The sequence below is a fragment of the Actinoplanes sp. NPDC026619 genome (assembly GCF_040638295.1).
In the GTDB taxonomy this organism is placed as follows: Bacteria; Actinomycetota; Actinomycetes; order Mycobacteriales; family Micromonosporaceae; genus Actinoplanes.
Genome location: NZ_JBEZYA010000002.1, coordinates 360,572 through 374,727 on the forward strand (window position 1 = coordinate 360,572; position 14,156 = coordinate 374,727).

The window sequence follows — 14,156 nt, forward strand, 5'->3', positions numbered from 1 at the left end:
GCACATCCGAGCCCCCCGGCCACAGATGGCAAGGGCGAACGTTACTGAAGGACGACTATCAATATCTAGAGTTGTAAATACGCTTTAACAGGTCTATCTACCATCCGTTGATCGGCGCTGCTGAACGCCCTCGAGGGCGGCCACCGCGGCGCCCCGCGCACCGGCCATGTCGAGGTCGGCGACCAGCGCGAACGTGGCCGCGGCCTGCTGTTCGTCACGCAGCTGGGTGCTTTCCCGGATGGTGTTGAGAACCCATTGCCGAAATCGCGGCGCGGCCTCGACGATGCCGCCGCCGAGCAGGTATGCGTGCGGATCGGTGAAATTGGCGGCGATCGTGAACAGCTTCCCGATCGCGCGGGCCTGCTGCCCGAACACCGCCAGCGCCAGCGGGTCCTCCTTCTCGCCGTACCCCCGCAGCTGCTTCGCGGCCGACCCGATCGGCTCGGCGGCGAGCGGGTGGTCGGGGAACTTGGTCAGCCAATACGGCAGGAGGTTGTTTTTGATGCCGGTGAGCGAGGCGATGCTCTCCACGTCGCCCTCGAACCCGCAGTTGCACAGCGGCACCGGCTGGTCGGCCTCGAGCACGCCGTGCAGCGGGATCTGCACGTGGCCGAGCTCGCCGGCCATCCCGGCCGCTCCGGAGATCACCCGGCCGTTATCCACCACGCCGCCACCGAGGCCGGTGCCGACGATCGCGGCGACCGAGGAGCGCCGCATCGCGTCCGCGCCGAAGTGCTGGTGGTGGGCGTAGAGCGCGGCGGCGTTGGCGTCGTTGTTGTAGAAGACCGGCAGGCCGATGCGGGCCTCGAGCGCGCCACGGATGTCGAAGCCGTGCCACGACTTCATGCTGAAGTTGGTGGCGCCCTTCGACGAGATCACCCCGGTCGCGCTGGCCGGGCCGGGCGTGTCCAGGCCGACCGCGCGCACCAGCGTCGGCGGGGTGCTGGTCAGCTCGAGGATATTGGTGAACGCCTCGGCCAGTTGCTCGACGGCCAGCTCGGGGCCCTCGGTCACCAGACTCGGGTTCTCCACCAGATGATCGACGAGATATTGCCCCGTCGCGTCGAGCACTGTGGCGTTATTGCAGGTCCCGCCGTTGTCGAGACCGACGACGACCCATGAGGCCGGGGTGCGTACCGGTTCTGCCTGATCCACAAAGCTGAGCGTACGTCCGGTTCCGCCCCGGGGCGATGGGTGCGCGCGGATTGCGAGTCGGTTAGTAACGGTTGCTGCGGCGACGGCCCCGGCCGTACGCGTCGAACGGTCTGGCATGACGACCCGCCGCACGCTTCTCGCCGCCGCCGGAGCCGCCACCGCCGCTGTCACGATCGGCGGCGTGGCCGCCCAGGCCGCGCCGATCGCGGCCGCCATCCCGGTGGCCGGGGACCCGATCGCTCACCTGCTGCGTCGGGCCACCTTCGGGCCGACGCCGGCGACCCTGGCCGAGGCGGCCAAGCTGGGCGTCAGCGGCTGGCTGGACATGCAGCTGAGCCCGGAGAAGATCGGCGACGGGCAGTGCGACGCGGTCGTGGCCCGCCTGCCGCTGGCCGGCGCGAGCATCGCGACCGTGCGGGCGAAGCTGCCGGTGCACTCCTACGAGGCGTTCAAGCAGCTCGGCCGGGCCGGCGTGGCCCGCGCCGCGTGGAGCAACCGGCAGCTGTTCGAGAGCGTGGCCGCGTTCTGGGCCAACCACCTGCACGTGGCGGCGCCGTCGAGCGGCGGCTGGGACTCGCGGGCCGACTACGACGCCCAGGTGATCCGCAAGCACACATTCGGGAAGTTCGCCGACATGCTCAAGGCGTCGCTGAAGCACCCGGCGATGCTCACCTACCTCGACAACCGGTCGTCGACCAAGGCCCACCCGAACGAGAACTACGCCCGTGAGCTGATGGAGCTGCACACCGTCGGGCTGGTCTATTCCGAGGCGGACGTGCAGGCCGCGGCGCGCCTGCTCACCGGCCACACGGTCGGCAAGAACGGCGGTTACGTCTACGACGCGTCGAAGCACGTCGCCGGCGCGGTCACGGTCCTCGGCCGGACGTTCGCCGACGAGACCGCGTTCGCCGACTTCCTGGCCCGGCACCCGGCCACCGCGCAGCGCATCGCCACCAAGCTGTGCGTGCGTTTCGTCGCCGACGACGCGCCGGCCTCGCTGGTCGCCAAGCTGGCCAAGGTCTACCTGGACAACGACACCGCGATCAAGCCGGTGCTGCGCGCCCTGTTCACCTCGCCGGAGTTCGCGGCAAGTCAGGGAAAGAAGACGCGCACGCCGTTCGAGGACCTGATCGCGACGATCCGGACGCTCGGCCTCGGACCGGAGAAGTCGGGCACCAAGGCCCTCGACGCCATTTACAACGCGCTGGTGGACATCGGCAACGCGCCGTACCGGTGGGGCCCGCCCAACGGCTACCCGGACGTCGCCCCCGCCTGGGCCTCGCCGTCGGTGTTCCTGCTGAAGTGCAACTGGCACCTCAACCTGGCCGCCGGTTGGTACCCGGCCGGCCTGGCCCGCCCCGCCGACCTGCGCAAAGCCCTGGTCCCGACGCTACCGGCGACCTACGGCGCGCTGATCGACGCGCTCGCCACCCGGCTGACCGGAACGAAACTGCCGGCCACCCACACCGCCGCCGTGCTCAGCGTCGCCGGAAAGCTGCCGACCAGTCCTCTGACCAGCTCCGACAAGTCCCTCGCGGGCAACTTCCCGTACCTGGTGGCGCTCGTCCTGGACTCGCCGACCTTCCAGCTGAGGTGATCATGAAGCTTCCCGGATGCGCCGAACACGTGACTCTCAGCCGCCGCAGCCTGCTCGGCGCCGCCGCCCTGTCCGGCCTGGCCGGGGCGGGCGTCTCGACCCAGCTGGCCTGGGCGGATCCGGGCTACCGCGGGGACACCCTGGTCGTGCTGTCGCTGCACGGCGGCTTCGACGGGCTGTCCGCGATCGCGCCGATCGGCGACACCGACTACTACAAAGCGCGGCCCACCATCGCGGTGCCGAAGAGCCAGGTCATCGCGGGCGACGGCACGTTCGGCCTGCACCCGGCGCTGGCCCCGCTGCTGCCGCTGTGGAAGGGCGGCAAGCTCGCCGCCGTGCACGCGGTCGGCCAGGCCAACCCGACCCGCTCGCACTTCGCCGCCATGGACGCGATGGAGAACGCCGCGCCCGGCACCTCGATCCGCAGCGGCTGGCTCGACCGGATGCTCGGCGTCACCGGCGCAACCGGCCCACTGGCCGGCGTCTCGCTGGGCGCGGCCATGCCCAACCGGCTCTTCGCCGGCCCCGCTCCGGCCGTCTCGATGGCCGCCATCGACAAGTTCAAGCTGGCCGGCGACTCGGCGAAGCGGCCGATGGCCGAGGCACTGCGGCAGATGTACGCCGATGCGCCGCCCCTGCTGGCCGGGCCGGCCGCCGCGGCCGGCAAGGCCCTGGCCGTCACCGCCTCGATTCCGCCGGCCAACGGCGCCAATTACCCTGACACCGACCTCGGCGCCGCCCTGCGCGACGTGGCCCGGCTGATCAAGGCGAAGGCCGGCCTGGTCACCGCGGCCGTCGACTGCGGCGACTGGGACATGCACGACGCTCTCGGCACCGCGGTCAAGGGCCAGCGGATGTACGACAACCTCGCCGACCTGGCCCTCGCGCTGGCCGCGTTCGCCACCGATCTCGGCCCGGCCGCGATGAGCTCGGTGACCCTGCTGACCATCAGTGAGTTCGGCCGCCGGGTGGCCGAGAACGCCTCGCACGGCGCCGACCACGGCCACGGCAACGCGATGCTGCTGCTCGGCGGCGGGGTGCGCGGCGGCAAGGTCTACACGGAGTGGCCCGGCCTCTCGCCCGGCGCGCTCGTCGCCGGCGACCTGGCCGTCACCACCGACTACCGCTCGGTGATCGGCGAGGTCCTGCAGAAGCGCTGCGGCCTCGGATCACTGTCGGACGTATTTCCGGGCGTCAAACCGTCCTCATTCGGACTGGCCGCCGCCCGCGGCTAGTTGATCATGCGCTGGCACCTAGGCTGGCGTTTGATGGAGAGCGTGCTGGACACAGGAACCGACGACGGCTTCTCGTCGCTGCGCAGACCGGCCCGGCCCCGCGCCGAGCGGTACGAACTGGGCCGGTCCCTGCGCGAGCGCGCACATCGCGCCGACATGGCGCACTGGTCGCCGCCGGACGACCGGGCCGACCCGGTCGAGCAGGTCCTCGCCCAGAACCGGGGCCGGCAGGAGTGGCTGGTCCCGCTCCGGATCGGCCGGATGATCAGTTCGCCCTACGCGTTCCTGCGCGGCACCGCCAACATCGAGGCCGACGACTTCGCCCGGCTGCCCGCCACCGGCATCACCCCGGTCATCTGCGGCGACGCCCACCTGGGCAACTTCGGTTTCTACGCCTCCCCCGAGCGGGAGCTGGTCTTCGACCTCAACGACTTCGACGAGGCCCACCCCGGCGCCTGGGAGTGGGACCTGCGCCGGCTGGCGGTCAGCGTCTACGTGGCCGGCCGGCAGAACGGCTTCCGCGAGTCCCAGTGCGGCGACGCCGTGCAGCACTGCATCGACGAGTACCGCGAGCAGCTCGCCCACCTGGCCGAACGGCCGCTGCTCGGGCGCAGCTTCGACCGGCTCGACGTCGACCAGCTGCGCTCGGCCGCGACCAGGGCCAGCTTCCGCGAGGAGATCGAACGGGCCGCCCGGCGCGCCCGCCGCCGCACCAGCGACCGTGCGCTGCCCCGCTTCACCGAGCGCCACGACGGCACGCTGCGGATGGTCCAGGAACCACCGGTGATCACCCGGCCGTCCGACGCCGAACGGGAGGCGCTCGCCGAGGCGCTCGACGGCTACCTCAATACGCTGCCGCCGCACTGGGCGCGCATCCTGGCCGGCTACCGCATCGTCGACATCGCGCACAAGGTGGTCGGGGTCGGGTCGGTGGGGCTGCGGGCCTACGTCGCGCTGTGCGAGGGCAGCAGCCCCGACGACGTGCTGTTCCTGCAGCTCAAGCAGGCCCGCCGGTCGGTCATCGCGCCGCACCAGCACGGCGAGGCGGCCTGGCACCGGCATCAGGGGCAGCGGGTCGTCGAATACCAGCAGGCGCTGCAGACGGTAAGCGATCCCCTGCTCGGCTGGACCACCGTCGGCGACCTTCAATACTATGTACGCCAATTTCGCGATATGAAGGGTGCGATCGTCGTTGAGGACATCAGTGCCGGCGCTCTCGCCGACTACGCCGGCATCTGCGGCTTCCTGCTCGCCAAGTCGCACGCCCGCACCAGCGGAGCGTCGATGATCACCGGTTACATCGGCGGGAGCGACAAACTCGCCGACTCGCTGTGCCACTTCTCCCGGGTGTACGCGGATCAGGTGGAACGTGATCACGCCGCGCTCGTGGCCGCCGTGCGCCGCGGCACGGTCCCGGCGGAGCCCACCGTATGAGCGGCCCCGTCCCACTGTCGAATCCCGCGTTGCTCGACTTCTGGACGGAACGGCATCTCTGCACGTTCACCACCCTGCGCAAGGACGGCTCGCCGCACGTGGTGGCGGTCGGCGCGACGCTGCTGGGCCCGGTCGCCCGGGTGATCTCGTCGTCCACTTCGGCGCACGTCCGGCACATCCGGGCCGGTCAGGTGCGGGTGGCGATCTGCCAGGTCGACGGCGCGCGATGGACCACGGTCGAGGGCACGGCCACGGTTTACGACAGCGCCGAGAAGGTCGCCGAAGGGGTACGGCTCTACGCGGCCCGCTACCGCACACCGCGACCCAACCCGGCCCGCGTCGTCATCGAGATCAGCGTGACGAAGGTGCTCGGCTCCAGCGCGTTCACCGGCTAGCGTCGTCGGGGTGAGCAGTTTCGAGGCCGATCCCGAGGTCGGGCCGCCCTGGCCGACCGAGCTGCTGGAGGGCGCGCCGGTCGCGCTGGGCGGGCCGCGCGGCTTCGCCGTCACGCGCACCCTGCCCAACCGGCAGCGGCGGATGGTCGGCGCGTGGTGCTTCCTCGACGCGTACGGGCCGCATGATCTGGCCGGCAACCAGGGCATGCGCGTCGGGCCGCACCCGCACACCGGCCTGCAGACCGTGACCTGGCTGGTCGCCGGCGAGGTGCTGCACCGCGACAGCCTCGGCAACACGGCGGAGATCCGGCCCGGGCAGCTCAACCTGATGACGGCGGGGCGCGGCATCTCCCATGCCGAGGAGACGCCCGCTTCGCATTCGGCGGTGCTCCAGGGCGTACAACTGTGGGTTGCTCTGCCGCACGCCGACCGGGACATGCCCCCGGCCTTCACCCACCACGATGATCTTCCGGTGGTCGCCGATGGCGGCCTGTCCGCCACCGTCCTGATGGGTGCCTTCGCCGGCGCCGTCTCCCCCGCCCGGACCCACACCCCCCTGGTGGGTGCGGAGCTCACCCTCGCTGCCGGGACATCCGCTCAGCTGCCCTTGCAACCCGCTTGGGAGTACGCGTTGCTGGTGCTCGACGGCGCGGCCGAGATGGACGGCACCAACCTCAAACCCGGACCTCTGCTGTACGTCGGATCCGGGCGCACGTCGGTGCGGGTGTCCTGCGGGCCGGCCACCCGGTTGCTGCTGCTCGGCGGCGAGCCGTTCGAGGAGCGACTGGTCATGTGGTGGAACTTCGTTGCCCGCGACCATGACGAGATCGTCCAGATGCGAGCCGACTGGGCCTCCGGCACGCCGCGCTTCGGTGAGGTACGCGGCTACGACGGGCCGCCGCTGCCGGCGCCGCCGATGCCGATCACGCGTCTTGTCCCCCGTGGGCGGGTCCGCTGAGGTAATCGCTTGACGGCTCCCCGGCACGGGCGGATGGTCGTGGGTAAGGCCTGCCCGGGGAGACTCGACGTGAACGTCTGGGACGTCGGCAAACTCGCACTGATCGTGGCCACGCCCACGCTTTTCGGCGCGGCCATCCTCCTTGCCCCGAAGTGGTGGGACGCGGCCTCCTCCTATTGGGAGGCGCGGCGCCCGGTCCCGCCGGAACCGCTCGGGCCGCCGATCGAACAACTCGCCGCCGATCTGCGCCGGCTCCTGCGGCTGCACGGGTCGCTGACCGATTCCGCCCACATCGCGATGCGGGCGCACCGGCTGTGGGCGGTGGAGGCGGCGATCGCCGTACGCGCTGTCGAAGCCGCCCGGGCCCTTGATCTGCCGCACCCGTCGCCGGCCACCCCGGGATCACTTCGCCGGGACGAGATCGCCGCTCTGCTGCAGTCGCTGGCCGCGTCCGGGCTGGTTCTGCCCGCGCGGGCGCGCCCGTTCATCTGAGCCTCGTGTTGCTTCTTCGTTCGAAACGGCGGCGGTGTGCACCCCGCCGCCGTTCCCGTCCCGGCACTGTCCGCGCCCGCCATGACCACACACCTGCGCTGGGGGGCAGGCCAGATGTGCGGGTCCGTGGGGTGTGGCGCGGTGGCGGCTCTCTTACAACCGGGGGCGGCGGCCGCCGGCCGGGGGATTGAGGGTCTCCAGAGTCCAGTCGTCAAGGCGGCGCATGGCCAGCTTGATGGCGCGTACGGCGCCGAGGTCGAGACGCGGCATGATCCGCTCCCTTCGCTTCGGTGTCGTTCGTTGTCGATCTGTCGACCCTGGGACCACGTTGTCCCGGGCTCATCCACCGTGACATCCCGGGCCGCCTTGATCCGCGCCGGGCCGGAGTGTCGTTCGCCACCCGGCGTTCACCGCCCGTCCGTTTTGGGTCGCCCATCAGGGGTCATCCGAAAATCCGTGGGGATCCTCAAAACGAGATTAAGAATTCTTTAAGTCTCCTCGCTGGAATCCGGTGACCACGCGTTATTCCCCGGCGGCTCACCGTGCCCAGGGAAACGCGTTTGAACTGTTCGGCGGGGCTGCGCGTAGTTGTGAGCGAGGAGACACCCGCAGCCCGCCCCACGCCGCTGCCGACTCTCGGTCACCGCACCGCCACCGGCGCGCGCGGCGCGCTCCCGAGGGTGCTGGCGCAGGGCGCAAAAGCGTGGTTAACCTTCCACAACCGCCGGATGGAGGGGCCATCCGGGTACTGGGGCGGTCAACGACGGGGGGCACGATGCGGCACTGGGGCTTATCGCCGACCCCACGGCGCCGCGTGCCCGCACGCGGGGCTGCCGCATGAGCTACGAGGACGACGAATACTGGGACGACGAATACTCTGAGTATTCGATTATGCCGAATTCGGCGGTCGTTCAAGAACGTCAATTCCAGAAACGGTCGGCCCCCGACCCGGTCATTCCCACCCGCCGACCCGGCACGCCCGACGGCGCCGTGGACGAGCTCGCGGCCCGCCGGCAGCGACGTGCCACGGGTAACAGCGCGCCGCGCAACCCGCAGCCCTCGTTCGACTCGCAGCGGCCTGGCTGGCTCGACGACCCCGACTTCGCCCCGGTCGACACGTCGGTCCCCAACCTGGCCGGCGACGAGTTCGCCGACGTCGACTTCAACCGCCCCGAGCTGGGCGCCGACTTCGACGCGCCGGACTTCCCGATCAGCAGCACCGGCAACACCCGCCAGCGCCGCGACGACCGGTTCGGCGACTTCGCCGACGACATCGACGAGCCTTTCGACCACCGTGACCTGGCCGCTTACGGCCACGAGCCGTCCACCACCATCCGCCCCGGCCAGGTCGACGACGAACCCCGTCGCCGCGGCCGGGCGGTGCCGGGCGGTGGCTCTCCGCAGCGCAATACTGATTCTCCGCAGCGCGGTGGGCGGCCGGGCAGCGACTCCCCGCAGCGTGGCGGGCGGCCCGGGCCGGGTTCCGGTGCGCCGCAGGGTGACGGGCCGCGCTGGACCGGGAACGCTCCGCAGCGCGGTGGCCGCACCGAGTGGGTCGGCGACACCGGATGGGATGACGAGCAGCGGCCGGCCCGCGGCGGGCGAACCTCCTGGTCCGGCGACATGCCGCAGCGCGGACCGGCGGCGTGGGCCGGGAACGAGCCCACGCCGGGCGACCGCCCAGCATGGGCCGACGACGCCGCCCGACGCGGCGAACGACCGGGGCGCGCCGACGACGGCGCTCGGCGTGGCCAACGACCCGGCTGGGCCGGTGAGGACCAGGCCGAGTGGGCGAACGACCTGGCCGCCGAGCACGCCGGTGCGCCCTCGTGGACCGAGGCGGAGGCGACGCCGGGCATCGAAGCCGATGGGCGGGCCGAGGCGCTGGCGCCGAAGTCCGGCCGGAAGGGCGCGCCCGCCGAGGACGACGCCGCGCAGCCGGCCAAGAAGGGCGGCTGGCTCCGCCGCAAGAAGAACGCCGACCCGGACGGGCGGCCCGGAAAAGCCGCGAAACGTGGCGCCGAGCGGCCGCCGGCGCTGGGTGCCGGCCCGCAGGCACCGCCGGCGATCGGCGACGCGGGCCCGCAGTCCACGCCCGCGCGCCCGCCGGTAACGCCCGGCCGTGCGGTCGTGCCGCAGGCCGGTGTGCCCGGACAGGACCCGGCGGCGCCGGATGCGCGGCCCGGCCCGGGCGCCGGTCCGCAGGGCCGCGCCGTGGCCCCGCCGGACGGGCGTGTTCCTGCTCCGCAGGACGGGCGTGTTCCTGCTCCGCAGGACGGCCGGATCGCGGGTCAGCAGGGTGGGCGAGGTGCCGGGCCGCAGGACGACCGCATTTCGGGCCAGCAGGGTGGGCGAGCTGCCGGGCCGCAGGACGGTCGCGTCGCTGGTCCGCAAGGTGGACGCGTCGCCGGACCGCAGGACGGCCGCATGGCCGGACCGCAGGACGGCCGCATGGCCGGACCGCAAGACGGCCGCATGGCCGGACCGCAAGACGGCCGCATGGCCGGACCGCAAGACGGCCGCATGGCCGGACCGCAAGACGGCCGCGTCGCCGGACCGCAAGACGGCCGCGTCGCCGGACCGCAAGACGGCCGCGTCGCCGGACCGCAAGACGGTCGCGTTGCGGGACCGCAGGGTGGACGTGCTGTCGGACCACAAGACGATCGCGTGGCCGGACCGCAGGACGGCCGTCCCGCCGGACCGCAGGGTGGGCGCGTTGCCGGGCAGCCGGGGCGTGGTGTGGATCCGCGGGACGGGCGGCACGATGCCGGGCAGTACGGTGAGCCGGCGGCCAGCGGGCGCGCCCAGGTCCCGGGTGTGCGGCCGGCCGATTCGGAAGGTCTGTACCAGAGGCCCGGATCCGGACAGCCGGATGCGGGCGGCCGGGCTCGGCCGGTGGACGGACGTCCCGGTCCGGAGCGGCGGCTGCAGCCGGGTGAGCGCGGGACCGATCCACGGGTCCGGCGGCCGCTCGACAACGAGCTGGACATCACCGACTCGCGGCTGCGGCGGCCGGACACCACCGATCCGCGTATGCCGGACCCGCGGCGGGCCGGTGGCCGCCGCGAACGCACCGCCTTCTGGGACCCGACCGACGAGACCGACCTGGCCGCGCGGCGACCCGGCGGCTACCGGGACGAGCGGCAGCCGGACGAGCGCTACCCGGGCGAGTACGACCCGCGGTCCGAACCGGACGGACGACGTCGCGGCCGGCCCGCCGACGACCGGCCCCGGCGCGACGGCGGACGGCCGCCGGTCACCGCGGTCGGCGACTACGACCAGGGCTTCCAGCCGATCGGCGGAAGCGGCTGGGCCGACCCGCGCCAGGACGAGCAGGTCGCCTGGACCGGCGAGGAACAGGTTGCCTGGGCCGGTGACGAGCAGGTCGCTTGGGCCGGTGACGAGTCGGGCCGCGATTCCCGGCCGGCCGGCCGGGACGAGATCGCCGCCGAGGCGTGGGCCGGCCAGGACGGCTGGACCGAGGACGGCCGGCGCATCACGTCCTGGGACATCGAGGGCGAGGCCACCTGGAACGACGAGCCGAACGCCACCGGACGCGAGCTGGCCGCCACGCACGAGGACGACGACCAGGACCGTGAGTCCGGCGACGGCCCGCGCGTGCTCAGCAAGGCCCCGCCACCCACCGTGGGCCGGGTCATCGGCCGCGAGGAGCCGCCGCCGGTTCCGCGCGTCGTCAAGAAGGCCGAACCCGAACAGCCCCGCGTGGTCGGCACCAACCCGGCCACCCCGGCGGCCCGCGTGGTCAGCCCGCCACCGGTCGCCCCCATGCCGGCCACCGACGCGCCGGGCCAGCGCCCGGCTCCGGTCGTCCCCGCCCAGGAGAGGCGCCCGGCAGCCGGCACCACGACGCCCGGCCCGCAGCGCCTTGCCCCGACCCAGCAGCCGAACCCGGCCGCGCCCGGCACCGCCCGCCCGGCCGGGACCGATCCGGCCGCGCCCCAGCAGCGCCCGGCGACTCCCGGCCAGGCCCAGCGCCCGGCCGGTCCGCAGCAGCCGGCCGCACCCGGCCAGTTCCCCGCGACTCCCGCGCCGCGCCCGGCCGGTGACGCGCAGCCCACGGCGCCCGGGCAGCAGCTTCCCGCCGCGCAGGCGGGCCCCGTCCGGCAGCCGGCGGATTCGCCCTGGGACACCAGCACCCGGCTGCAGTCGCCGCGCGAGACGAGCTCGCGCATGCCGGCTCCCCGGCCGGCCGCTCCGCAGGCACAGGAGCCGTGGGAAACCAGCTCCCGCACGCCAGCCGCACAGGAAACGGCACCCCAGGGGCAGGCGCCCTGGGAAACCAGCTCCCGCACGCCCGCCCCGCAGGAAACGGCACCCCAGACGCAAGCGCCTTGGGAAACCAGCTCCCGCACGCCCGCCCCGCAGGAAACGGCACCCCAGACGCAAGCGCCTTGGGAAACCAGCTCCCGCATGCCGGCCCCGGAGACCGCACCCCAGGCGCAACAGCCGTGGGAAACCAGCTCGCGCATGCAGGCGCCGCGGGAGGCCGCACCGCCGACGCAGGAGGCATGGGAGACCGGCTCCCAGATGCAGTCGCCGTGGGAGACCGGCACCCGCCTCAACTCCCCCGACGGCCCGCCGCGCTCGCGCCGCAGCCCGCGCACCGCGCACGTCACGCTCGGCGAGTCCGACGGCCCGTGGGCGATGGTCCCGGACGATGCGCCACCGCCGTCCGTCCCGGTCAGTGGCCTGTCCCGGCCCATTGCCCCGGAAGCTCCGCGCCCGCAGGCCGACCCCAACCGGCCGATCGAGTACGGCCCCGGTTCCGCGGCCCGCCCGACACCGGTGTCGCCGGCTGCGGCCCGCCCCGCTCCGGCCCAGCCGGGCGGCCAGGCCCCGGCGCAACCCGGCCAGCCGCCGGCCCGCCCGGTCACCCAGCTGCCACCGGCCGCGCAGGTCCCGCCGATCACCCAGCTGCCGCCCGCCCAGCAGCGCCCCGGCACCCAGCAGACCGGCACCCAGCAGCCCGCAGCCCACCAGCATCCAGGCACTCAGCTGCCACCTGCGAGCCAGCTTCCGCCTGCCGCTCAACAGCGGCCCGGCGCCCACCAGCAGGCCGGCACCCCACTGCCGCCCGCGGCCCAGCAGCAGCCCGGCACCCAGCTGCCACCTGCGGCTCAATTGCCGCCTGCCGTCCAACAGCGGCCCGGCTCCCACCAGCAGGCCGGCACCCAACTGCCGCCCGCAGCGCAGTCGCGGCCGGGCATGCCGGCCGCTCCGGTTTCGCCGGCTGCCGCGGACGCTGGACGGACAGGCGTCCCCGGCGGGTCTTCGCCGACAAGCGTTCAGGGTCTGCTCTCGCAGTTCGGTGCTACGCCGCAGGCGGGGCACATTCCCGGCGCGCGCCACGGGCAGCCGGCCGAGGCGGCACAGTCCGCGCCGGGCGTCGAGACCGCCCGGCCGAACGCCGCCGGACCGGTCCCGGCGCAGGCCGGCGACCCTGCCGGCCGCGAGCCCGGCCAGCGGTCCGGTGCCATCCCACCCGCCGCCTACGCGTCGCCGCAGCAGGGCAACCCGCAGGTCGGCGCGCCGCAGCACGGCGTCCCGCAGCACGGCGCGCCGCAGCAAGGCGTCCCGCAGCACGGCGCGCCGCAGCAAGGCGTCCCGCAGCACGGCGCGCCGCAGCAAGGCGTCCCGCAGCACGGCGCGCCGCAGCACGGCGCGCCGCAGCACGGCGGGTCGCAGCAGGGCGGGTCGCAGCAAGGCGTCCCGCAGCACGGCGCGCCGCAGCAGGGCGGGTCGCAGCAGGGCGGGTCGCAGCAGGGCGGGTCGCAGCAGGGCGGGTCGGGTTCGGCGGCTGGCGCGCGTGGCTCGGTGGGTGGAGCGGTCGCGGGTGTCGGCGCTGAGGGGCAGCTTGCGAGTGGCGGGGCAGGTTCGGCCGCGTCGGTCTCGGCTGGAGCGCCCCCGGGTGCGTGGCCGGCCGTTGCGGGAAGCGAGCGGGATACCGCTTCCCCGGAGGCCGAGCAGCCGACGGTTGCGCGCATGGACCGGCCCACTTCGCTGGCGTCCGTGCCGCAGCGGCCTGCCGCCGCGCCGCAGCAGGACGAATCCGCTGCCGGCCTTGGCTCGGCGGCGCAGAACGACGTGCCTACCCAGGCGCTCGCCCGACCGGCATCGGAGCAGGCCGCCGTACCGCAGAACGTCCAAGGTCTTGGCCCGGAGCAGAGCGCGGTTCTCGGGCAGCTCGCGGATATGCAGGAAGCCGCGGCGCGGGCGGATGGTGGGCTGGCGGTCGGGTTCGCGCCGGAGCCGGGGTCGCCCGGGGCCGGGCGGGTCGCCGTGCCGATGCAGCGGCCGCCGGCCGACGGGACGGTGGCCGGTCCGCGTGACGGGACGGTGGACGGTCCGCGTGACGGGACGGTGGACGGTTCGGGTGATGCCGGTGTTGACGCCGGGACGGAGCCTCGGGGGCCGCGGCACGGAGCGCCCGAGGGTGACGGCGGGGCGGCCGCTGCGGCCGGGGCCGAGCAGTCGGCGCAGGTGCGGCCGGGGGCGCATGCGGCGCCGTACATGGATCCGGACGGCACGCTGCACAACCTGAAGCCGATCGGGCGGCTGATGGTGTCCGGGCCGGATTCCGAGCTCAAGCGGGCGGACAGCGAATTCGTCGGGCAGTGGTTCGCCAAGAAGGACCCGCCGGCGCCGGCCCCGCGGACCGAGTCCGACGGCATGGTGCTCGACCTGGACCTCGCCGGGTTGTTCAACGGGGTGGCCCTGGAAGCGGCGCCGGAGGAGCAGGCGGAGGGCTCCGGCCGTACGCAGGAAGTCGTCGCCGAGCCGGAACCGGACGCCGTGCGTGCCGAACTCGCTCAGCGGATGGGCTCGTTCGTGCCCGGGCCGGAGCCGGTCGGTGCGCAGGATCCGGCGGA

General features: G+C 73.7%; 8 protein-coding genes. 6 read left to right on the forward strand and 2 right to left on the reverse strand.

The genetic code is table 11. The annotated features are described in order from the left end of the window. Positions 1-93 precede the first annotated feature (93 nt). The gene (locus AB0E90_RS06870; protein WP_360400432.1) at positions 94-1,155 is read right to left on the reverse strand and encodes an ROK family protein; all 1,062 of its coding nucleotides are present in this window, start codon (positions 1,153-1,155) and stop codon (positions 94-96) included. Between the two features lie 115 nt (positions 1,156-1,270). Between AB0E90_RS06870 and AB0E90_RS06875 the strand changes: the two genes are divergently transcribed. The 6 genes from AB0E90_RS06875 to AB0E90_RS06900 all read left to right on the forward strand — a co-directional run bounded on the left by AB0E90_RS06875 (position 1,271) and on the right by AB0E90_RS06900 (position 7,266). Then, a complete protein-coding gene (locus tag AB0E90_RS06875) occupies positions 1,271-2,752 on the forward strand; it encodes a DUF1800 domain-containing protein (protein ID WP_360400435.1) in 1,482 nt (493 codons plus the stop codon). Between the two features lie 2 nt (positions 2,753-2,754). Further along, a complete protein-coding gene (locus AB0E90_RS06880) occupies positions 2,755-3,987 on the forward strand; it encodes a DUF1501 domain-containing protein (RefSeq protein WP_360400438.1) in 1,233 nt (410 codons plus the stop codon). A gap of 42 nt (positions 3,988-4,029) precedes the next feature. Next, positions 4,030-5,421, forward strand: coding sequence for a DUF2252 domain-containing protein (locus AB0E90_RS06885; RefSeq protein WP_360400441.1), 1,392 nt, complete (start codon positions 4,030-4,032; stop codon positions 5,419-5,421). Further along, a complete protein-coding gene (locus AB0E90_RS06890) occupies positions 5,418-5,816 on the forward strand; it encodes a pyridoxamine 5'-phosphate oxidase family protein (protein WP_360400444.1) in 399 nt (132 codons plus the stop codon). The genes AB0E90_RS06885 and AB0E90_RS06890 overlap by 4 nt, the downstream gene beginning before the upstream one ends. A 10-nt stretch (positions 5,817-5,826) precedes the next feature. Continuing rightward, entirely contained in the window at positions 5,827-6,774 is a 948-nt protein-coding gene (locus AB0E90_RS06895) for a pirin family protein (protein ID WP_360400447.1), read from the forward strand. 69 nt (positions 6,775-6,843) lie between these two features. Further along, positions 6,844-7,266 carry a hypothetical protein gene (locus AB0E90_RS06900; RefSeq protein WP_360400450.1) on the forward strand — a complete coding sequence of 141 codons (423 nt, stop codon included), beginning with the start codon at positions 6,844-6,846 and terminating at the stop codon, positions 7,264-7,266. A 537-nt stretch (positions 7,267-7,803) separates the two neighbouring features. Here AB0E90_RS06900 and AB0E90_RS06905 read toward each other — a convergent pair. Next, a complete protein-coding gene (locus AB0E90_RS06905) occupies positions 7,804-13,785 on the reverse strand; it encodes a pentapeptide repeat-containing protein (RefSeq protein WP_360401344.1) in 5,982 nt (1,993 codons plus the stop codon). Positions 13,786-14,156 lie beyond the last annotated feature (371 nt).

What these genes read in the sequence shown, in the direction of transcription:
- AB0E90_RS06880 (WP_360400438.1), top strand. Translation starts at nt 2,755, where the DNA reads ATGAAGCTTCCCGGATGCGCCGAACACGTGACTCTCAGCCGCCGCAGC.
- AB0E90_RS06890 (WP_360400444.1), top strand. Translation starts at nt 5,418, where the DNA reads ATGAGCGGCCCCGTCCCACTGTCGAATCCCGCGTTGCTCGACTTCTGG.
- AB0E90_RS06905 (WP_360401344.1), bottom strand. Translation starts at nt 13,785, where the DNA reads ATGCGCCCCCGGCCGCACCTGCGCCGACTGCTCGGCCCCGGCCGCAGC.
- AB0E90_RS06875 (WP_360400435.1), top strand. Translation starts at nt 1,271, where the DNA reads ATGACGACCCGCCGCACGCTTCTCGCCGCCGCCGGAGCCGCCACCGCC.